We start from the raw sequence: 21,861 nt of genomic DNA on the forward strand, positions 1-21,861 counted from the left end.
CTTACATCTTCACTATAACAATATTGAACTGCTAGTATAAATTCAAAATTACTAAATTTAAAGTAAAATGAAAAGGTAATATTTTTTCTTGATAAATTTGAACTGTAGGTATAGAATAGATTTCGCTTGAAAATTGTTACAGAGAGTGTGAATAGATATGACTAAAGAACTGTCAGTACAAAGGCCTCCTTATTTAATGATCGCTGTATTGTTTATAGGAGCCTTTATTTCGTTTTTAAATAATACCTTAATGAATGTTGCATTACCTACCATCATGCAAGATTTTCAAATTAGTTATGCAACTGTACAGTGGCTTTCTAACGGCTATATGTTAGTTAGCGGTGTTTTAATCCCTGCCTCTGCTTTTTTCATCACGAGATTTAACACAAAACCTTTATTTGTAGTGGCTACCAGTATTTTTACTTTAGGTACGCTACTTGCAGCCTTCTCTCCTAACTTTGGAACATTGCTTGCCGGAAGAATGGTTCAAGCTGCAGGTTCATCCGTTATGGCTCCGCTCTTAATGAATGTGATGTTAGTTAGTTTCCCAATTGAAAAACGTGGGACAGCAATGGGCTTCTTCGGGCTTATTATGATGGCTGCACCAGCAATCGGTCCAACTTTATCGGGCTATATTGTAGAACATTATAATTGGCGAATTCTATTTACGATGATTTTGCCTTTTGCAGTTATTAGTGTTTTATTAGGTTTATGGAAATTAGAGAATGTCATACCAACGAAAAAAAAATCATTGGATTATTTTTCAATTGTGTTAAGTACAATGGGGTTCGGTTCTCTTTTATACGGATTTAGTACAGCTGGTAATAAAGGATGGTCCGACCCTGTAATTATTACAATCATCATCATTGGTATAATTGGCATCGTTTTATTTGTATTGAGACAATTAAAACTTGAATCTCCGTTTTTAAGTATGGAAATCTTTAAGGCTCCTTCCTATACCCTTTCCGCAATTTTTAGTTCCGTGCTTGGAATGGGGTTAACAGGGGGAATGATTTTAACTCCAGCTTATTTACAAAGTGTGCGTCATATCGAACCGATGGAGTCAGGGTTAATGATGTTACCGGGAGCGCTTGTTATGGCTGCAATGTCACCTATTACTGGTCGCTTGTTTGACAAGTTTGGTCCACGCGTATTGGCGATAATTGGTATGAGTATTATGACGGTTACAACATATTTACTGTCTCATTTAGCAATTGACACTTCAATTATTTATATCATTTCCGTATTTACTGTGCGAACAATCGGGATATCTTTAGTGATGATGCCTGTCATGACAAATGGATTAAATTCTCTAGCGCCTCGATTGAATCCACATGGTACTGCAGCAAATAACACCATTCAACAAATTGCTGGTTCCATTGGTACAGCAGTCTTGATTGCGGTGATGAACACAAAGGCTACATCCGTTGGAGAAAAAATGGCAGCGGAAGCGATGCAAGCTGGCACATTTTCGGAGGAAGTAATGGCAAGCATTACCCAACAGGCCCTTTTAGAAGGAATTGAATTAGCATTCTTTGTAGCAACTTGCTTTACTCTTATTCCACTACTTTTATCATTCTTCTTAAAACGTGTAACACAGCCTCAAATTAAATAAAAATGAAACGAACAAAAATCACCGTTTTGAAAAATGGTGATTTTATTTTCCAATATCCTCGATAAAATTTATAAGAATTATACGATTTATTTTGTAATAAAATTATTTTATAATAATTCATATTCTGTTTTGAATTGATTCGAAATCAAATTTGAGGAATGTTTTTGAATTAGTGAAAGGGGAAGTAGCTCTTTTTTCAGTTATATGTATATTAGAGATGAATGTTCTATTTAAGTTGCTTTTTAATGCATTATTTCATGTATAATACAGTTAGCATAGCAAGTTTGAACATAATTTGTGTGTGGAGGTTTCTTATGGAAGTACTAGATATTTTAGATAGAATAAATGAAATAGAAGTGTTTTATGAGCCAATTTTTAGTGCGGATTCGCATTCGATTGTTGCTTATGAAGTTTCTGGAAAGCTTTCAATAAATGATAAAACAATCGATATTGTTAATTTAACTTATGATTCAACGATACTCGAAGATTTGCGGAAAGAAGCAGAACTTGCTCTCATAAAAAAAGCCGTTACAGAAGTAAAGGATTCGTTGAATGATTTCTATGTTTATTTACCATGTAATCCAAATTTGTTTATGACAGATGTTGGAGATGCTTATTTTCAAGCAATAAAACAAACAATTGGTGAATCGTTATTATCCAAAATATTTCTAGTAATTCCAGCGCATAAATATGAAGGGGAAGCTGATGAATTACAGCATCCAATTCGGTATATGAAAACGTTTGGTTTCAAAATCGCTTTAGACGAAATTGGTAAAGAAAGCAAGTTGGATCAAATACTAATGTTGGAGCCAACTGTATTAAAAATCAACATTAATCAATTGAATTACAATGCTTGGGGATCCCAAAGTCATGTGTTTACAACGATTCAAAGTTTGGCAATCAAGATGGGTGCCGCTTTAATGTTTAATGATATAAAAACGGATTATCAATTACATCACGCTTGGAAGCATGGTGCTCGATATTTTAAAGGAGAATATTTACAGAAACCTTCTACACATTTAAATCCGAAAGACTCATTAAAAGAGCGATTCCGCAATGATTGTAAACAATTTATTGCAACCGAAAGAAAGCAGTTAGAAATAAAATATGAAGAAATGAAAAAATTGAAAAAGGATATTGCTACAATTGTTGATCAATCAAAACTACAAAGTCATGATGAGGAGTCACTCTTAGCATTAGCAAACAAATTAACAAAATATGCTTTTCGATTTTATATTTGCAATGAAGAAGGATTTCAAATATCACCAAATATCGTGCGTAGAAACGGAAATTGGATAGTGGAAAAAGAAGCTATCGGTAAAAATTGGAGTTGGCGACCTTACTTCCTCTTAAATATCATCAAATTAAAGGATGATGTGAAAGGTGAACTTTCGAATATATATAGTGACATCAAAACCGGCGAATTAACTCGTACGTTCTCCATGGCATTAGCTGACAATGAATATTTATTTGTTGACATTTCGTACGATTACTTATATGAACACAATCTGTTACATTAGTAATGAATTTGTATTCGATAAATGAAAGGAAAAGTAAATTTTTGGAGGCTATCTAGAAGTTTCTAGATAGCCTTAATTGTTTGATGGAGAAGAATAACTGGAAGGGGGGCTATCTACATAAGTTGAGAGATTATCTACAAAAGCTAGAGATTTATCCGCACGAGTAGAGAAATTATCTACACAAGCTGGGGATCTATCTGCACAAGCTGAAGATTTATCCGCACGAGTAGAGAAATTATCTACACAAGCTGGAGATCTATCTGCACGAGTAGAAGAATTATCTGCACAAGCTGGAGATTTATCCGCACGAGTAGAGGAATTATCTACACAAGCTGAAGAATTAACTGCACAAGTAGAAGAATTATCTGCACAAGTTCAGGTGTTATCCGCACGATTCAAGGGAATCTTCTCACAAGAAATGCTCTATTCACATTCAAACCTCCATATAAACTCCTTAGAATGTTTATCAATTACAATTGTTATTTTCTTTCAAAACACATCATAAAATCTATTGATTGCCATAAGTGCGAAAAGGAGGATGCACCATTCAAATACACGTTGTTCGGCCGGGAGAAACGATTTGGGGGATTGCGCAAAGCTACAATGTCAATCCTCAAACAATCATCCAAACGAATCAAATTGAATTACCAAATGATTTAGTGGTGGGGCAAGCAATTGTGATTCCGATTGTTGGAAGTTTTTACTGGGTTCAGCCGGGAGATACGTTATTTACCATTGCACAGCGTTTTGGAATGAACTATCTCACCCTTGCACAAGTGAACGGACTAAATCCCAATCAGCCATTGCTGCCAGGACTAAGATTATATATTCCACCGAGGACGAAAACGAGAGCAGAAGTTAATATTTATATTGAACCATCCGGGGATACAGTTAGTGAACAATTATTGAATAGTGCCCGTGAAGTAGGAACTTATCTAACATACTTAGCGCCATTCAGTTATGAAGCAAGAAGAGATGGTAGTCTCGTGCCAATGCCAATACAGGGAATACCTGAAGTGGCTCAGAATAGTGGAGCTTCTTTGATGCTTGTCGTGACGAATTTAGAAAATGGTCAGTTTAGTGGGGAACTTGGTAGGGATATATTGCAAAGCTCAGCAGTGCAGGATGTTCTTCTAGATAACATTATTGATGAGGCAAAACGTATTGGGACGGTATCTGACATTCATTTTGACTTTGAATTTTTACCTCCAGATCAAAGAGAAGCGTACAATAATTTTTTAAGGAAAGCAGCAGATCGTCTTCATGAGGAAGGATTGTTAATTTCCAGTGCATTAGCTCCAAAACTATCCCGTGAACAAACAGGTCAATGGTATGAAGCTCATGATTATCGTGCACATGGAGAAATAGTGGACTTTGTTGTATTAATGACCTATGAATGGGGCTATTCAGGAGGACCACCAATGGCAGTATCTCCAATTAGTGAAGTGGAGAAAGTGTTAAACTATGCTTTAACAGAGATGCCGCCAAGCAAAATTATGATGGGACAAAATTTATATGGTTATGATTGGACCCTTCCTTATGTTGAAGGAGGACAATATGCAAGAGCTATAAGCCCTCAACAAGCGATTGCTCTTGCCCGTGAACATAGTGCAGAAATTCAATTTGACCCAATTGCTCAAGCTCCTTATTTTTATTATGTAGATGATGAGGGTAAAAATCATGAAGTTTGGTTTGAAGATGCTAGGTCGATTCAAGCGAAGTTTAATTTAATGAAAAGGTTGAATTTACGGGGGATTAGTTATTGGAAGTTAAGCTTTGCTTTTCCTCAAAATTGGTTGTTAATTCAAGACAATTTTAATATTGTTAAAAGATGAAATGGCAATGCAATTATTAAACGGTTGATGGAGATTTCATTAATAGTGAATTGCACAAATTGCATGATTATAAAAAAGAATCCTCAAAATTTAGGAAACTAGCCCGAGTCTCGAGATATAGAAAACTATTTCATCAGTAAGCTCGAGCCGGGCATTAATTTGTTCACAGAATGACATATCAAATATATTTTTCTAATACATAAAAGTACGGATTATTAGCAATATGTAAAATTGATAAATTTAAAATTACTAAAAAATGCTAATTTTGTTATAGAAGTATTAATTTCAGAGTTAAATACAGGGGTAATTTCCTATTTAAACCAATATAGAAATGTCTTAAAATTAAAATTAGTAAATAAAAAGGAGGACTATTGGTGAAATTTAAAAAAATAGGAACGATTGCAACTGCTGCTACATTGTCAGTTGGATTACTTGCAACACCAGCTTTAGCTGAAACGCCTTTGGACGTATATGAAAAACCTCAACAATTGGAAATTCTTATTGCATCTACTGAAACTACTGTATCAAAAAGCGAATTAATTAAAAAGTTTAAAGATGTTTTCCCAAATAAATATGATTTTTTATCAGAATCTGACTTCCATTTAAGAAGTGGACACTATCCAAATGATAATACCGTTCGTTACAATTTAAGCTTCCACAAAAAAATAAGCGGCAATCGATACGTTTATGGTGATATTACTTTTGCTGGGGAAAACTTAGAGATTGAATCTTTATATTTAGATCCAATTGATACAAAAGATGCTATGTTCCCTGCGAAAGTATCAAAAGATGAAGCAAAGGAAATTGCAAAAAAATTTATTGAACAATTTACAGCAGGCAAAAAATATAAACTTTTTGAAGAAGACGATGTATATTATTATCCAGGACCAAAACAATTATTAACTGAACCAGTTCAATATTCATTTTCATTTGTACGTACAGAAAACGGTATTACAATTCCAGATCAAAGAATTTCAATATCAGTTTTAGGGAATGGAGAAGTAACTCATTTATATCGCAGTGAATTCTTATCAGCAACATTTGATGATGTAAATAAAGTAATAAATAAAGAAGAAATAATGAAAAAAATAAAAGACAATTTATCTGTTCAATTACGATATCAATTAGATTACAACTACTATACGGGAGAACAAAAAGCAGAGTTAGTATATGTGCCGTCCATTAAAGAGGGAATTCATGCCTTAACTGGAAATTGGTTGGTAGGAAATAAATTTCAATCTAATCCACCAGAAAACAAAAATGTGGACCAATTAACGAATCAACCCCTTTCACCAAAATATCAAGGGATGACTGTTGAACAAGCAAAACAATTAGCAGAACAAATTTTAAAGATTAATTCTAATAAAGTACGTTTAACGATTGATAGCGTGGAAGAGACAGAGAACCATTATGGAAATGAAATTATTTACGTTTCATATAGCTATGAATATGACCGTGGTGGATATGGGACAAACATTACATTTGATAAACAGACTGGAGATTTAATCGAGTACTATGATATTAAATCTGACGTATTAGCTCAGATTGGAGAAAATCCAAAAAATCAAAGAAAAATAACGGAGGAACAAGCCCTTTCTAAAGCGATTGGCTATTTAAAACAATATGCGCCATCAAAACTTCACCATTATTCAAAACCAATCGAGCAAAGGATAGAACATTATAATGGATTGTATTTCTTTACATTCCCAAGAATAGTAAATGGAATTCCAGTGATTGGCGATGAATTACATGTAGCTATAAGTGATACTGGTGAATTGATTAATTTACATGTCGGATATCATGAAAACAGTGAATGGCCGGCAATAAATAATGCAATTTCAGCAGAAGAAGCAAAAAATATTATAATGAACAGTACAGATGTGGAGCTTAGCTATATACAACCAGATGAAAATCCTCATTATGCTTTAGTGTACTCGCCAATTTATAATGGAAATATTTATAGTTATTTAGATGCGATAAGTGGGGAATGGAAAACTCCGAGCTATTTGCAAAATCCAGAAATAAGTGAAGAGCAAAAGGTTTCTCATCCAACTGCGGAAAAAGAATTGAATTTCTTTATTGAGAACGGCTATTTAGAAATAGGGGATATTGATAGCTTTAATGCGGATGCTCCAATTACGAAAGGAGAAGTATTAAAAGGTTTAGTTAAATCTTTAACTTACTTCTATGAAGACTATTATTACAATAGCGAAGAAATGAAAAAACAAACATACGAAAATATCGGACCAGATCATCCGTATTTCCATATCGTAGAAAAAGCTGTTTCTATGGGCATTCTTGATCCGAAAAATAAAGGCTTTAACCCAGATACAAACATTACGAGAGAACAATTAGCTGTTTGGTACATTAGAGCATTAGGATTAGAAGAAGCTGCGAAGCATTCAGAAATATATAAAAGCAATGTGAAAGATGTAGATTTAGTAAATAGTCATTATATTGGCTATGTATCGTTAGCCAATTCTCTTGGATTAATTCCTGCAGAAAATAACCTATTTGAACCAAAACGACCTGTCACATATGCTGAATTTGTTACATCTGCAGTACGACTTGCCAAGAAAGCAAATGATATGAATTTGTATTTTGACTAATAATGGTTGAAAGGGGGGCGTCTGAAAAGTCATTTTAAGACGCCCCCTTTGCGGCTGTCGCTAGTACTTTCACCGCAGATAAATTGCGACGAGGAGGCGCGTTTGATGTGACCACCGCAGGAGCAAAGTTTTTAAGAGAATATTACTATAAGAAGTAAGGCTGTTCAGAAAGTGTTCGACTTTCTTGACAGCCTCCTTTTTTCTATGCATTTTTAAGTTGTTTTTTTGCTTGAAATGTATTAAATGCGAAGATTCCTAACACAGTGATTATACCAATTATATCTGTGTAAAATTCAGGAATAATTAATAACAATGATCCTACAGCGAGTACAAGACGAAGGACTATGTTGAGATTAGTTTTAAAGTACCCTTCAATCGCAGCCCCAATGCCTATTACACCTATTATGGAAGAAACCGTCACCTTAATAATATCAAGTGGAGAAGCAAATGGAAATTCTGTTGCATTCATTGGAAGACCTGTTGGATCGATTAATAACATCTCTGGTGCATAGACAAAAATATACGGAACGATGAAGCCTGCAAGTGCTAGACGTACGGAAATAAAACCGGTCTTCATTGGGCTTCCACCTGAAAGACCTGCTCCAGCAAAGGAAGCCAGTGCCACAGGAGGTGTGATGTTTGCGAAAATACCAAAGTAGAAAACAAACATATGTGCAACTAAAACTGGTACTCCAAAATCCGCTAATGCAGGTGCAACCATCGTTGCAGTAATAATATAAGCAGGAATACTTGGTAAGCCCATTCCCAAGATAATCGAAGCAATCATCGTTAAGAATAATGTTAAAAATAAACTATTGCCTCCAAGAGTTGTAATCGCAGATGTTAACGTAGCGCCGAAACTAGTCAAGTTGACTACCCCAATAATAATTCCAACTACACCACATGCTATAACTGTCGATAATGATTGGCGTGTCCCGTCTTCGAGAGCAAGCAAAATGTCTTTAAAGGACATTCGTGTATTTTTACGAAGGGCAGAGACAACGATTGTCATGATAATTGTCCAAAAGGCAGCATGAGCAACAGGCATACCTGAACCGAGTAATACTATAAGCCCGATAAGAGGAAGGATTAAATGGCCGCCTTCTTTAAATACTTCCTTTACACGTGGTAAATCAGGTTTCGGAATCCCTTTTAAATTGGTACGACCTGCCCGGAAGTGAACTTGCATAATAACACCTAAGAAGTATAAAAGCGCTGGTATAATTGCCGCAAGGGCGATTGTAACATAGCTGATTCCTGTGGTTTCAGCCATAATAAATGCACTGGCTCCCATTACTGGAGGCAAAATTTGCCCACCAATCGAAGCGCTGGCTTCAACGGCGCCTGCAAAGTTTTTCTCGTAACCAATTTTTTTCATTAATGGAATGGTAAATGCACCTGTTCCAACGACATTGGCAACTGCTGAACCATTGATACTTCCCATAAAGGCGCTCGAAATGACTGCAACTTTTGCAGGACCACCTTGTCTATGGCCTGCAAGAGCAAGAGCCAAGTCGTTGAAAAACTGTCCCATTCCAGATTTGGCTAAAAATGAACCAAATAAAATAAAAAGGAAAATATATTGCACAGAGGCACCAATTGCAGTAGAAAATAATCCTTCCGTTTTTAAGTACAATTGTCCAAAAATATCTCCTAAATCAAAGGGACGTGTCATCATGATACGAGGCAGCCAAGCTTGATGACTGAAGAATGGATAACTTAAAAATGTCAGTGCTAACAGAGGTAAAATCCAACCTGTTACACGTCTTGCAGTTTCAAGTACCAGTAAAACAGTTATAATGGCAACTGCGATATCGAATGTATTTGGAATGCCTCCTCTAGCAGTCATAATTTCTTCGTATTCCATAAATAGATAGCCGCAAGAAACAAGACATAAACCAAACAAGAGCCAATCGTATACTGGAATTTTATCTCGTCCTTGTTTTCCGTATGTAGGATAAAGGAGGAAAACAAGTCCCATCGCAAATAATAAGTGAATGGATCGCATGAGAAGTGTAGGGAGCGGGTTGAAAGTTGTATACAAATGAAATAATGAATATAAAATGCCAAGAATACTAACAAAAATAATTAATTTTTTTGAATTGTATTTTCTCACTTTCGAATCGGCATCGTATTTTTCCAAAACCTCTTGTATTTTTTCGTCCGAAATATTTTCTGAAAGGACTGGTTCTTTGATTGTTTGTGTCATAGACATTCCCCCTTCAATAACATGTCCCAAAGAGAAATTGTTTGTATGGAAATGGTTACGGGTTCGTAGTCTCCCGCCAGTTCATATAATAAAATTTCTTTATCATCGATAATTAAGGTACTCTTCACATTTTCAGATACGACTAGTTGAATGGATGGAAAGGAACGATTAATTTCCAATTCTACAAATCCATCTATTAATGCTGCTTGTTTGCTCTCTTTTGGGGTGCTTGGAACCCCGGCACCGAAAGTTTTAAATTTTGTTTTTGTTAATAACAAAGCTTCTTCTTTTATTTCATAGAACTCCACCCATTCTTCCTTTTCTACAGAATGAATCCATTTGATTGCGAAATGTTTATTGGTTGACCAAAGTAGGTGTTCCTTAATTTCAAAAGTTAAGAGAGGAAACTTGATCATGTGGGATAAGAAAAGGAGGACGAGAATACCCGTACCTCCCATGAGAAGTGTTTTACTTACTTTGTTCATCATAGAAGCGTTTAGCACCTGGGTGAAGCGGTGCAACAATATTTTGTTGTGCACCTTCTAATGTGATATCATTTGCTGCTTGGTGAGCATTTTGTAATGTTGGCAAACTTTCGAAGAATTGTTTTGTTAATTTATATACATCATCTTCACTCATATCTGCACGAACTACTAGTGCATTCGGAACTGCTGCTGTAGGAATCGCTTCTTTGTTTCCGTAAGTATCTGCTGGAATGTCGTAAGCAACAAAGTACGGATGTTCTTTTGCAATTTCTGCCACTTTGTCAGGATTGATTGAAACTAATTGTAAATCGATTGATTCGGCTAATTCTAATACTGAAGCATTAGGAAGACCACTTGTTAAGAAGGCGGCATCAATTGTACCAGCTTTTAATCCATCAGCTGCTTCTGAATAACCCAAATAATCCACTTTCAAATCATCGTAAGTAATGCCATGTCCCTTTAATAACACACGTGCATTGATTTCAACCCCTGAATTTTGGTCACCTACAGCAACGCGTTTACCTTTTAAATCTTCAATCGTATTAATACCAGATCCTTTTTTTGTAATAATTTGTACAACATTTGGATATAAAGTTGCGACATGAGATATATTTTTCACTGGCTCATTGAAACTTACTTCACCGTTAATAGCTTGGGATAAAGCATCACTCATGACAAATGCAATTTCTGCTTTACCTTGTTCTAATAAATTAATATTTTCAACAGAAGCACCTGTTGTTTGAGTGCGGGAGTTCACATCAAATGTTTTGGTATATTGGTCGGCAAGTGTTGAACCAATAATATTGTAAGGACCACTTGCTCCTCCTGTTGCGATTGTTACGATGTTCGTATCTAATCCATCAGTTGCAGCTGATTTATCATTGTCGTTGGCTTGGTTATTTCCGCTGCTGTTACATGCCGCAAGCATCAATGATAATGATAGTGCAAAAGCGAAAAATAGTATTTTATTCATAAATTTACCTCCGAAGGATTTTTTTGAAACTATAGTTTTTAGTGTACATATAATAAAAGAAAAATTGAATACATCAAAAAACAGATTTTTCCGACAATTTATGACAAATCACTTATATAGATGTCAAAATTTCACGAATACTATTTTTTTTAATATTAATTAGTCGATATTTATTTAGAGTAAATTAAATTCATTCACTACTTCCCATAGAGAATACTATGATTTATAATATATTTATATGAACAAATGTTCATATAAGAAATTATTTGAGGTGTGTTAGACATGGAAAACGAATTCATTCATCAAGAAGAAAATTTGGAACATAATGATCTAGATGATGAAACACTATTTTTAGTTTCTCAAACGTTTAAAGCGTTGAGCGACCCAACTCGAATACGAATCTTATATTTACTCTCGCGTAATGAGTATTCGGTTAATGAGATTGCCAAAAAATTGAATTTAAGTCAACCTACCGTTTCTCATCAGTTACGATTTTTAAAAAACTTAAGGCTTGTCAAATATCGCAGAGAAGGTACAACACTTTACTATTCTCACGATGATGACCACGTGATGCATATGTTACATCAAACAATAGAGCATTCTAAACATTAAGAACATTTATTTTTATATGAATATATACTAATATAAAGGAGGTTTACTGATGGGGCATGGCCATAATCATGCACACCATGATCATACTCATGGTGCTAACAAAAAAACATTAACTATTGCATTTTTCATTATTGCCACATATATGATTGTAGAAGCGATTGGCGGCTTATTAACAAACAGTCTTGCACTTCTTTCGGATGCTGGACATATGTTGAGTGACGCAGTATCACTAGGAGTTGGTGTGCTTGCCTTCAAGTTTGGTGAAAAGATTGCGGATTATTCAAGAACTTATGGATATCGACGTTTTGAAATATTAGCGGCGGTCTTTAATGGTGTTACATTAATTCTTATTTCAATTTTTATTGTTATTGAAGCAATTGAACGATTCATTTCCCCTCCGGAAATTGCATCTGTTGGTATGCTTGGAATTGCAATTGTCGGGTTGGCAGTGAATGTGCTTGTGGCTTGGATATTAATGCGCGGTGGCGATACTCACGATAATTTAAATATGAGAGCTGCTTTTCTTCATGTTATTGGAGACATGTTAGGTTCCGTTGCAGCAATTGTAGCAGCACTATCCATCATGTTCCTTGGTTGGGGATGGATGGATCCAGTGGCAAGTATTATTGTGGCAATAATTATTTTAAATAGCGGTTATCGAGTAACGAAAGATGCCATTCATGTTTTAATGGAAGGTGTCCCAAGCAACGTCAATATAGATGAAATTATTTCATTATTTAACAATACGCCTGGTATTATCGGTATCCATGATTTACATGTATGGAGTATTACAAGTGGACAAAACGCACTATCCTGTCATGCAGTGGTAGATGAACATTTAACGTTAAAAGAAACTCAGAAGATATTAAGAAAAATTGAGCATGAACTGCTGCATTTAGGAATTGCACATATGACCGTACAAATAGAAGATGCTGATCATGTACATGAAGATTCTGTATTATGTAAAATTCAAGGTAATCAACACCATCATCATCATTAATATGGACCTCCATCAATTTTGATGGAGGATTTTTTATTTTAATATATTTTTTAATTCTTCAATGACTTCTTTAAAATTCTGTTTTTCTCCAGCCTCAAAATAATTGTTAAATGGGTTGCCTAACGTATTCAGTCGTTCAACCACTTTTGGAATCGTAAAGTTATTTGGATGCAATCCTTCTTTCACCTCTTCCCAGTAAAGAGGTGTTGCGACACAGCCTAATTCATTTCCACGGGGAGAATATGGTGCAATAATTGTTTTTCCTTCTGCATGTTGCACATAATCTAAATACAACTTATTTTCTCTTTTCTTTTTTAACCGCTCTAATGTAAAAATATTCGGCTCCTGATTTACTAAAAATTTACAAATGAATTCAGTAAAGATGCGGGTTTCATCATAGGTGAATTGATTTTTTGGCAACGGTATATAGAGTTGCAAACCTTTTCCGCCAGACGTTTTGACAAATGATTGCAGCTGAAATCGATCAAAAATTGCTTTCATTCTTAGAGCTGCTTCAATGGCATATGGAAATTCGCTGACGGAAGGTGGATCTAAGTCAAACACGATTTCTGTTGGATAGGTTGTGTTAATCGTTTGGAAAGGAATATGAAATTCCAATACTAATTGATTGCCTAGCCATAATAATGTGGGTATGTCGTTGCAAACAATATAATCAATAGAATCGATCCGCATAGTTTGAACGAAATCAGGTGCGTAGTCTGGTACATTTTTTTGATAAAAGTTTTCGCCAGGAACGCCATGTGGATAACGAATCGCCGTTAGAGCTCGGTTTTGTAAAAAGGGAAGCAAATAGGGAGCAATCATGTCTAAATAAAGAATATAATCATCTTTCAATAAATTAAGTTTCGGCCAGACTGGTTTTTCAGGATGAGTAACTTGTACATGTTCGGGTATGGGATGAAGTTGTTTTAAAAATGTTTTCCAATTACATTCTTCTGGTAGTAAATCGAAACGAAAAGAATGGAAACGAGGTTCTCTTAATGTTTTTCCATCAAAATCGATACATGCAATGTCAACGCAAATGGAAGGAGGTAAAGTCCAAATTGAACTGGAGATTTTTTCTCCTTTCGTCTCAAAAAACGATCCCAATGTGTTAAATTCTTCATCGGACAAACCATGTTTAAAAGTTGTTACTTCTATTAATTGATGCTCTTTAAAAATTGCACCTGTAAAATAGCCGTTTGCTTTGTTGAAGGAATGGACAACAACGGATACAAGTCGCCAGTTTTTTATTTTTAACCAGTCCGTTGAACGCTTTCCACTAATCCATAGGCTTGTTTTTCGTTTTGCAACCATTCCTTCACCATTATGCTCTTTAATGATTTTCCAAAGAACATCCCTCTGTTGGAAGCTTTCAATACATTGTATTTGTCCACGGCAGAAAAATTGTATATTTTTTGGGAGGTTCGCCTTTGAAAAAAGCTGACTTAAATGTTCTTTTCTTTTGGATAGAGGAAAGAAATGCATTTCTTTTCCTTTGAATTGCAGTAAATCAAAAGCGATATATTGGCAAGGAAATTTTTGGCTAGCTTGTTGAATTTTTTGTTTTGTTTTTGTTTTTCCCCGGGATTGAACGATAGAAAAATTACTTCGAAAATTGTTTTCTAAGTATACAATTTCCCCATCTAAAGTTAGTGGAAGAAAAGATTTAACGAACGAAAAATACCGCTTACAAAATTCAATTAATTCAGGGAAAAGTGGTGTTAATTCGTTGCCATTTCTGCTGATAATGGTAGGAATTTCATTTTCCCATACCAAGATTGCTCGATAACCATCATATTTAGCTTCATAAATCCACTCGTCACCTACAGGTAACTCCTCTACTGAAGTTAATAACATTGGCTTCATGACGAAAACCTCTTTTTTCATTATTGTTGAACAGAGGTTAAAGGTTATACATAGTTATTTTTCATTTAAGCATAATAAGAAAAAAGTAGGTGACGCTATGCATACGATATGGAAAGGTAGCATCAGTTTTGGGTTAGTGAATATACCTGTTAAACTCCACGCAGCTACAGAAAATAAAGATGTAAAACTTAGACAGCTTCACAAAGAATGTCATAGTCCCATTAATTATAAAAAGGTATGTCCCGTTTGCGACAGAGAAGTGAAAAGTGAAGAGATTGTCAAAGCTTATGAATACGCAAAGAATAAATTTGTCGTGTTGGATGAGGAAGATTTGGAAGAATTGAGGAAAGAAAATGAAGAAAAGGCTGTAGAAATTATAGAATTTGTCAAGCTAGAAGAAATCGATCCAATTTATTTTGAAAAAAGCTATTTTTTATCACCTGATACAGGTGGATTGAAAGCATATGCTTTGCTACGTCAAGCGTTGAAAGAATCAGGCAAAATCGGAGTAGCTAAAATTACTATACGTTCAAAAGAACAATTAGCAGTTGTTCGGGTATATGAAGATACATTGTTAATGGAAACAATTTATTTTCCAGATGAAGTTAGAAATGCTAAAGATGTTCCGAATATCCCGAGTGATGAAAAGGTTGTACAAAAAGAATTAGAAACTGCATTGATGTTAATTGATCAACTGACGGTAAAATTTGAACCAGAGAAATATCATGATGATTATCGTACAGCACTTCTCGAACTGATTGAGCAGAAGAAAGCGGAAGAAACCGTAACAGCTGCGGAGAAAAATCCAGCCATTCCACCTGATATGACCGATTTAATGAGTGCTCTAGAAGCATCATTAAATAAAACGAAAAAGAAACCTGCCACAAGAAAGAAAAAAACAAAAGAGAAAAAAGAAGCATAATGTTGCACTATTTAATTTTTTGATTGATGAATGAAACACTTCATTAGAATAAAAAATTTCATGAATACATTTTGAGTAAAGGGACATTCCAAAGATTACTTCCTTTGTAATGTCCTTTTTTATACGAAAAATTTACGAAAAAAATATGCTAAAATAAAATTTAAGTTACAAGGACGTGAAAAGATGAAGAATTATTATGTTGATTTACATATACATATCGGAAGAACTGAGAGTGGGCGAGCAGTAAAAATAACAGGGAGTAAAAATTTAACGCTAAAAAATATATTACAAACCGCCTCAAGTCAAAAAGGACTTGATATCGTAGGGATAATCGATTGCCATTCACCTGAAGTCATAAAGGAAATCGAACAACTGGTAGAAGAACAAAGAATTGAGCTTCTTCCGGAAGGGGGATTGCGATTTGATAAGACGACACTCATTCCAGGCTCGGAAATCGAGATTTTTGATGAACACTGTAAGGGGCCGATTCATGTTCTCTCCTTCTTTCCAACTCTTGAGTACATGAAGAAATTTTCCGAATGGATGCGTCCTCTTTTGAAAAATATTCATTTAAGTTCACAACGCATCTATTGTGATGGGAGGACTTTACAACAAAAAGTACAAGAATTAGAAGGGCTATTTATTCCAGCCCATGTGTTTACACCTTTTAAAAGCCTCTATGGAAAGGGAGTAGAAAAAAGTTTATCGGAAGTGTTTGATTCTGAACGAATTGATGCCATTGAACTTGGATTGAGCTCTGATACATACATGGTGCAAGGAATTAGTGAACTTGAAAAATATCCTTTCGTCACAAACTCAGATGCTCATTCTTTAGGGAAACTGGCAAGAGAATATCAAAAAGTTCAATTGGAGGATGCAAATTTTAAAGAGCTTGTTTACGCTTTACAAGAAAAAGGCGGCCGAAAGATTTTAGCGAATTATGGATTAAATCCTCTATTAGGAAAGTATCACTCCACTGTTTGTCAAGAATGTGGTGAACATGTTGAATCGGAAGAATCATGTTCAGCATGCGAAAGCAGCCATTTGGTAAAGGGCGTTTCTAAAAGAATAAACGAATTGAAGGATCATAAACCCCCTACTCGTCATCGACCACCATATATCCATCAAGTTCCGTTAGATTTTATCCCGGGAGTTGGAGCAAAGACGATTCGTCGATTGATTGAAGCTTTCGGTACGGAAATGGCTATTTTACATGAAGTGTCGGTAGAACAATTGGAGCAAGTGGTTCCAAAGAAAATTGCTAATCTAATTGATTTAGCAAGAAGAGGAAAATTAAATATTGAGGTTGGCGGAGGCGGTGTGTATGGGAAAGTAATTGAGTAAAAAAACATGCTTAACTTATTTAAGCTTCTCCTATTTATAAATTAAAAACAAGCTACGAAGTTAGACGGGGATCTATTTCGTAGCTTGCCAAAGGGATGTATGTCTCAAGGACATATATTTTATAGCAAATTGGGGAATTTGCTAGGGGATACATTATTTATTATGTTGAGAAGATTCAAATATTATTCTTCCCATTTTAAACTTTCAAAGAAGCGATATACTTCTTCAAATACAAGGTCACGTTCTTTATCTACAGTTAAAATGTGACCTGAATTAATAAAGCTTTTAACAGATTTAATGCGCGATTTTACAGAGTTATAAATGTAATCTGCGCTTTGGCAGTAGTATTCATCATCATTTAACCCACGTAAAATATGAACAGGTTTATCTATTTGATTTAATTTCGCGCTTGTATCATTAATAATGCCTTGCAAGTATTCTAGCTTCGGCATTCGATATGTTTTCGCTAAGTTTTCTGGTTTATCTACATCTTCATTATATGTGCCAGTTAATTTTTTGTAATTAATTGTGTAGCTAATAATACGTTGTTGTAAGCTGTCAACACTTTTAGATAACGCTGGTGCTGACATTGTTACGATTGCTTTAATTGGTCGTTCTTCGCCTAGGCGTAGTGAGAAAATGCCGCCTAAAGAAACACCAGCAACCGCAATTTCTTTATACCCTCTTCTGCGAAGTTCATCGTAACCTTCAACAGCGCTATTCCACCATTCGATCGGGTCTGTGTTGATAAGGGTTAAAGGATCACTTCCATGCCCTTTATATAAAGGAGCATGAACCGTATAATTGCGATCTGCTAAATAACGACCTAAACGCTTCACATCATTAGTGTTGCCTGTAAAACCATGTAGTAATAAGACAGCGCGTTTTCCCGTCTCAATAGTAAATGGTTTTGGCGAAACGATTTTCATTATGAAGTACTCCTTTTATAAATAATGTTACAATAAAATGAAAAAAAATGAAAATATCTTGTTTTTTAAAATGAATTTTGTTATGTAAATCAATCTTGTAAACTTATTATAGATACAGCCTTACATAAATACAATTTATTATTTTTATCAAAACCATTCTAAATGGTTATCAATTAACAAAAGGGGTATGTAAATGGAAATACAACAATTGGAATATTTCAAAGTTGTTGCTGAAATAGAACATATGACTCATGCTGCTGAATTGTTAAACATCTCTCAACCAGCATTAAGTAAATCAATTTCAAATATAGAACAAGAGATTGGAGTACCTCTTTTTGATAGGCAAGGCCGTTCCATTGTATTGAATCGCTATGGAAAACTTTTTTTGGAAAGAGTGAATACGATTTTAGAAGAATATAATCGAGCGAAACAGGAAATCAATGGATTGATTATGCCAGGATATGGAGAGGTATCATTAGGATTTATCCACACTTTAGGGATGGAGATTGTGCCTGAATTGATGGCTCATGTTCACGAAAAATATCCGAATATCAAGTTTACTTTAACTCAAGCTTCTTCATTGAATTTATTAGAATTGTTGGAAGAAGGGGATATCGATTTATGTTTATCCCAACGTATTGAATCAAAAATAGTTGATATTGAATGGATTGAATTATGGAAGGAAGAATTGTTTGTTATCGTTCCAGAAAATCATCGGTTTGCAAATAAAGAATTTATCAATTTGTCTGAAATAAAAGATGAACCTTTTGTATCTATAAAAAAAGGGAATGCATTACGTCATATTGTAGACCAATTATTAAAAGATGTGGGAATTGCTAAAACGAATATTACATTTGAAGGAGAAGATCCACATACAGTAGCAGGATTTGTTAGTGCTGGCCATGGTATTTCGATTATTCCAGACATTAAAGGATTGAATGAGTATAATGTAAGAAAAATATCGGTTAAAGAACCCATTTGTGAGCGGAAAATCGGTGTATCATGGGTTAAAGGCCGTTATATGTCTCCTGCTGCAACGAAATTTAAAAATTATTTAGTCGAATATTTTAAATGAAGATAAGGTGTCGATGGTGATGGAATTAGAGATGCAGGAAAGATTTGAAGAGCGTTTACAACAATTGCGTCATTTGCTTACAGAAGAACAAATGCTAGAAGCGAAAAATATATACCAACTTGCCCATGAAAAGAACGTAGAAGCGATGGTTGAATTAGCGGATATATACAGGATCATGGAGGAATATTCTCTTTCTGTTTACTGGTTGCAAAAAGCGAGTAAAGCGGGAAATAGTGAAGCACAATATCAGTTGGCTAATTGCTATTACGAAGGACTTGGCGTTGAAGAAGATATTGAAATGGCTTTTTCATTATATAAAAAGGCAGCAAAAAACGGAAATCCTGATGCAGCTAATAACTTAGCAGACATGTATTTAAACGGTGAAGTAGGAAATGTAAATTATAAGGAAGCTTTAAAATGGTTTGAAGTGGCTGCAAAACAGAATGTTGTAGAAGCAATGTTTACATTAGGAATTATGTATGAGCAAGGAATTGGGGTAAATAGAGATGACGAAAAAGCATTTCAATATTATTTGAAGGCAGCTGAAGGCGGGGATCTCGATGCCCAATATCGAATGGGTTCCATCTATTTTGAGGGTCTATTGGGCAGGGAGAGGAATGTCCCTCTTGCTATTGAGTGGTTTGAAAAAGCAGCGGAATACCATCACATTGATTCAATTTATAATTTAGGGTTTCTATATGAGAATGGAATCGGTGTTGAAAGAAACGGAAAGAAAGCACTTTATTATTATAAGAGAGCTTCGTTGCTAGGAGATTATCAAGCAAAGTTAAATATCGCATATATTTACGAAAATGGGATTGATGTTGAAGTAGATAAAAAAGCGGCAGCCCGCTGGCGAGAACTGGCAAAACAACAAAAGCAAAATGAGTATAATTAATAATAAGCACACTAAAAAGTATTGCATTACTACATTCCATGATTCCGTAATGTAGTGGGGATGACAGAACATTACATGCTATGAAGAGATTGTGATTCTAAAGTTGGATTATGAAAAACTAGTTGAATATAGTGAAACAGTCCTTTGTAGTATAGTGGAAAGGGCTGTTTTTTATTGTTTAATAAATTGAATAAATTATCAAAATTCCTTTTGAAATAAATTCAACAGTCAAAAGCATATTTGTTGTTTACTATATTGAAATTTACTAAAGCCGACACAGAAAGAGTTATAAAAAAAGATTATACTAAAAGTACGGTAAAAAGATCTTATAGGAGTTGTAACGAATGAAAACGGTAACGGTTATCGGTGGAGGAATTACAGGACTTTGCACGATGTATTATTTACAAAAACAATTAAAGGAAAATGAAATTCCTGCCCGTTTAGTACTTGTGGAAAAAAATCCGTACCTTGGCGGAAAAATGCACACAGCGCGTGAAAAAGGATTCATCATGGAAACGGGAGCGGATTCCATTGTAGCACGATATCCAAGCGTAATGGAACTTGTAAAGGAACTAGATTTTGAATCAGAAGTCGTATATAACGAAACAGGAATTTCTTATATTCACACCAATAATGAATTACATGCGATTCCAAAGGATTCTGTCTTTGGCATTCCTATGACTCTCGAATCCCTAAAAGCGAGCACATTAATTTCAGAAGAAGGGAAACAACGAGTGTTAAAAGATGAGGAAATACCGAATACGAAATTTACGAAGGAAAGTTCTATCGGAGATTTCTTAGAATACTTTTTTGGAAAAGAAATTGTGAAGAAACAAATAGCTCCTGTATTAGCTGGTGTTTACTCAGGGGACATTTATAAATTGTCCATTGCCTCTACGCTTCCATACTTAGTTGATTACAAAAATGAATATGGAAGTATAATGAAAGGTTTGCAAGCAAATCGGGAAAAGTTTGAACGGGAAGCGAATAAAAAATTCCTTTCTTTTAAAAACGGACTATCTCAACTAATTGATCGAATGGAAGAACTGCTTGTGGATGTAGAAATATATAAAGATACTGAAACAGTACTTGTTGAGAAAAAAGAACAACGTTATGAAATTTCCTTCGCTAACGGAGAAAAATTGGAATCGGATGTTGTTGTGTTAGCATTGCCCAACCAAGTCGTGAAGCAAGTTTTAAATAATGATGAATTAAATCCTTATTTCAACAAATTTAAAAATGCATCAGCCATTACGATGTATGTAGGCTTCGATCTACCAGATTCTATTTTGCCTAAGGATGGCACTGGATTTATCGTTTCCTACAACAGCGATTTATTATGTAATGCCTCTACTTGGACAAGCCGTAAATGGAAGCATACTTCAACAGAAGGAAATCTACTTGTTCGACTGTTTTATAAAGAAAGTAATCCTCGCTACCAAGAATTAGTGAAAATGAGTGATGAAGAGTTAACAAAGGTTGCTTTGAACGATATTCAACTCAGTTTGAATATAGAAGCACAACCTACCATTGTGAATATTACAAAATGGATCGATGCCATGCCAACTTATGATTTAGCTCATCATGAAGCTTTGCAAGAAATAATTACAAAATTAGATAACCTCTATCCGAATCTTTACATTGCTGGTTGCTCTTATTTCGGCGTAGGAATTGGTGCATGCATTGATAACGGGAAAGAAACAGCAAACCAAATTATAAACAACTTTTTAAATAATTCCGACTAATTAACTTGACAAAATGAAGTATTGATTTTATGATGTAACTTATTATATTGATATTTTAAAATCGAATATGACTTATCAAGAGAAGTGGAGGGAACTGGCCCGGTGAAGCTTCAGCAACCACTAAAAATGTTTAGTAAGGTGCTAAATCCAGCGGCAATTGCCGAAAGATAAGGTGAATTCTAAAGGAAATGACAAGCCTTCTTTCGCAAGAAGGCTTTTTC

General features: G+C 34.8%; 16 protein-coding genes and 1 riboswitch. Of the genes, 11 read left to right on the top strand and 5 right to left on the bottom strand.

Translation table 11 applies throughout. The annotated features are described in order from the left end of the window. Positions 1-157: 157 nt before the first annotated feature. The 4 genes from NSU17_RS09450 (at position 158) to NSU17_RS09465 (ending at position 7,579) form a co-directional block, all read left to right on the top strand. Positions 158-1,615 (top strand): DHA2 family efflux MFS transporter permease subunit, encoded by a 1,458-nt coding sequence (locus NSU17_RS09450; protein WP_340704866.1) that lies wholly within the window; start codon positions 158-160, stop codon positions 1,613-1,615. A 314-nt stretch (positions 1,616-1,929) separates the two neighbouring features. Continuing rightward, positions 1,930-3,135: an EAL-associated domain-containing protein gene (locus NSU17_RS09455; RefSeq protein WP_340704867.1), complete on the top strand. Its 1,206-nt coding sequence runs from the start codon at positions 1,930-1,932 to the stop codon at positions 3,133-3,135. Between the two features lie 545 nt (positions 3,136-3,680). Further along, on the top strand, positions 3,681-4,970 hold the full coding sequence (locus NSU17_RS09460; protein ID WP_340705501.1) for a glycoside hydrolase family 18 protein: 1,290 nt from the start codon (positions 3,681-3,683) through the stop codon (positions 4,968-4,970). Positions 4,971-5,344: 374 nt separating this feature from the next. Beyond that, positions 5,345-7,579: a YcdB/YcdC domain-containing protein gene (locus NSU17_RS09465; protein WP_340704868.1), complete on the top strand. Its 2,235-nt coding sequence runs from the start codon at positions 5,345-5,347 to the stop codon at positions 7,577-7,579. Positions 7,580-7,781: 202 nt separating this feature from the next. Here NSU17_RS09465 and NSU17_RS09470 read toward each other — a convergent pair whose 3' ends face one another. From NSU17_RS09470 to NSU17_RS09480, 3 genes are read right to left on the bottom strand one after another with little or no spacing between them, the layout of a single operon-like run. Further along, a complete protein-coding gene (locus NSU17_RS09470) occupies positions 7,782-9,788 on the bottom strand; it encodes a TRAP transporter permease (RefSeq protein WP_340704869.1) in 2,007 nt (668 codons plus the stop codon). Then, on the bottom strand, positions 9,785-10,276 hold the full coding sequence (locus NSU17_RS09475) for a DUF1850 domain-containing protein (RefSeq protein ID WP_340704870.1): 492 nt from the start codon (positions 10,274-10,276) through the stop codon (positions 9,785-9,787). Before NSU17_RS09475 ends, NSU17_RS09470 begins: the two co-directional genes overlap by 4 nt. Further along, the gene (locus NSU17_RS09480) at positions 10,257-11,246 is read right to left on the bottom strand and encodes a TAXI family TRAP transporter solute-binding subunit (protein ID WP_340704872.1); all 990 of its coding nucleotides are present in this window, start codon (positions 11,244-11,246) and stop codon (positions 10,257-10,259) included. The genes NSU17_RS09475 and NSU17_RS09480 overlap by 20 nt, the downstream gene beginning before the upstream one ends. 282 nt (positions 11,247-11,528) lie before the next feature. Here NSU17_RS09480 and NSU17_RS09485 point away from each other — a divergent pair, with 282 nt between their 5' ends. Beyond that, entirely contained in the window at positions 11,529-11,858 is a 330-nt protein-coding gene (locus NSU17_RS09485) for an ArsR/SmtB family transcription factor (protein ID WP_340704873.1), read from the top strand. Positions 11,859-11,907: 49 nt separating this feature from the next. After that, positions 11,908-12,858 carry a cation diffusion facilitator family transporter gene (locus NSU17_RS09490; RefSeq protein ID WP_340704874.1) on the top strand — a complete coding sequence of 317 codons (951 nt, stop codon included), beginning with the start codon at positions 11,908-11,910 and terminating at the stop codon, positions 12,856-12,858. Positions 12,859-12,891: 33 nt separating this feature from the next. Here the strand turns inward: NSU17_RS09490 and NSU17_RS09495 are convergent, their stop codons facing one another. Then, complete coding sequence (locus tag NSU17_RS09495) at positions 12,892-14,727, bottom strand: DNA ligase D (protein WP_340704875.1); 1,836 nt, start codon at positions 14,725-14,727, stop codon at positions 12,892-12,894. 97 nt (positions 14,728-14,824) lie between these two features. Between NSU17_RS09495 and ku the strand changes: the two genes are divergently transcribed. Together ku and NSU17_RS09505 are read left to right on the top strand one after the other, a co-directional pair. Next, positions 14,825-15,649, top strand: a complete 825-nt coding sequence (ku, locus tag NSU17_RS09500) for a non-homologous end joining protein Ku (RefSeq protein WP_340704876.1) — start codon at positions 14,825-14,827, stop codon at positions 15,647-15,649. Positions 15,650-15,832: 183 nt separating this feature from the next. Next, positions 15,833-16,993: an endonuclease Q family protein gene (locus NSU17_RS09505; RefSeq protein WP_340704877.1), complete on the top strand. Its 1,161-nt coding sequence runs from the start codon at positions 15,833-15,835 to the stop codon at positions 16,991-16,993. Between the two features lie 182 nt (positions 16,994-17,175). Here NSU17_RS09505 and NSU17_RS09510 read toward each other — a convergent pair whose 3' ends face one another. Further along, positions 17,176-17,922: an alpha/beta hydrolase gene (locus NSU17_RS09510; RefSeq protein ID WP_016838941.1), complete on the bottom strand. Its 747-nt coding sequence runs from the start codon at positions 17,920-17,922 to the stop codon at positions 17,176-17,178. A 193-nt stretch (positions 17,923-18,115) separates the two neighbouring features. On the opposite strand from NSU17_RS09510, the gene NSU17_RS09515 reads away from it, so the two are divergent. The 3 genes from NSU17_RS09515 to hemG all read left to right on the top strand — a co-directional run bounded on the left by NSU17_RS09515 (position 18,116) and on the right by hemG (position 21,640). Continuing rightward, positions 18,116-18,997 (top strand): LysR family transcriptional regulator, encoded by an 882-nt coding sequence (locus NSU17_RS09515; RefSeq protein WP_016838942.1) that lies wholly within the window; start codon positions 18,116-18,118, stop codon positions 18,995-18,997. A 19-nt stretch (positions 18,998-19,016) separates the two neighbouring features. After that, positions 19,017-19,895 (top strand): tetratricopeptide repeat protein, encoded by an 879-nt coding sequence (locus NSU17_RS09520; protein ID WP_016838943.1) that lies wholly within the window; start codon positions 19,017-19,019, stop codon positions 19,893-19,895. 344 nt (positions 19,896-20,239) lie between these two features. Next, entirely contained in the window at positions 20,240-21,640 is a 1,401-nt protein-coding gene (gene hemG, locus NSU17_RS09525) for a protoporphyrinogen oxidase (RefSeq protein ID WP_340704878.1), read from the top strand. A gap of 69 nt (positions 21,641-21,709) precedes the next feature. Then, positions 21,710-21,814, top strand: a riboswitch (SAM riboswitch). Positions 21,815-21,861 lie beyond the last annotated feature (47 nt).

Origin of the sequence: Ureibacillus sp. FSL K6-2830, from assembly GCF_038004145.1 — a bacterium.
In the GTDB taxonomy this organism is placed as follows: Bacteria; Bacillota; Bacilli; order Bacillales_A; family Planococcaceae; genus Ureibacillus; species Ureibacillus thermosphaericus.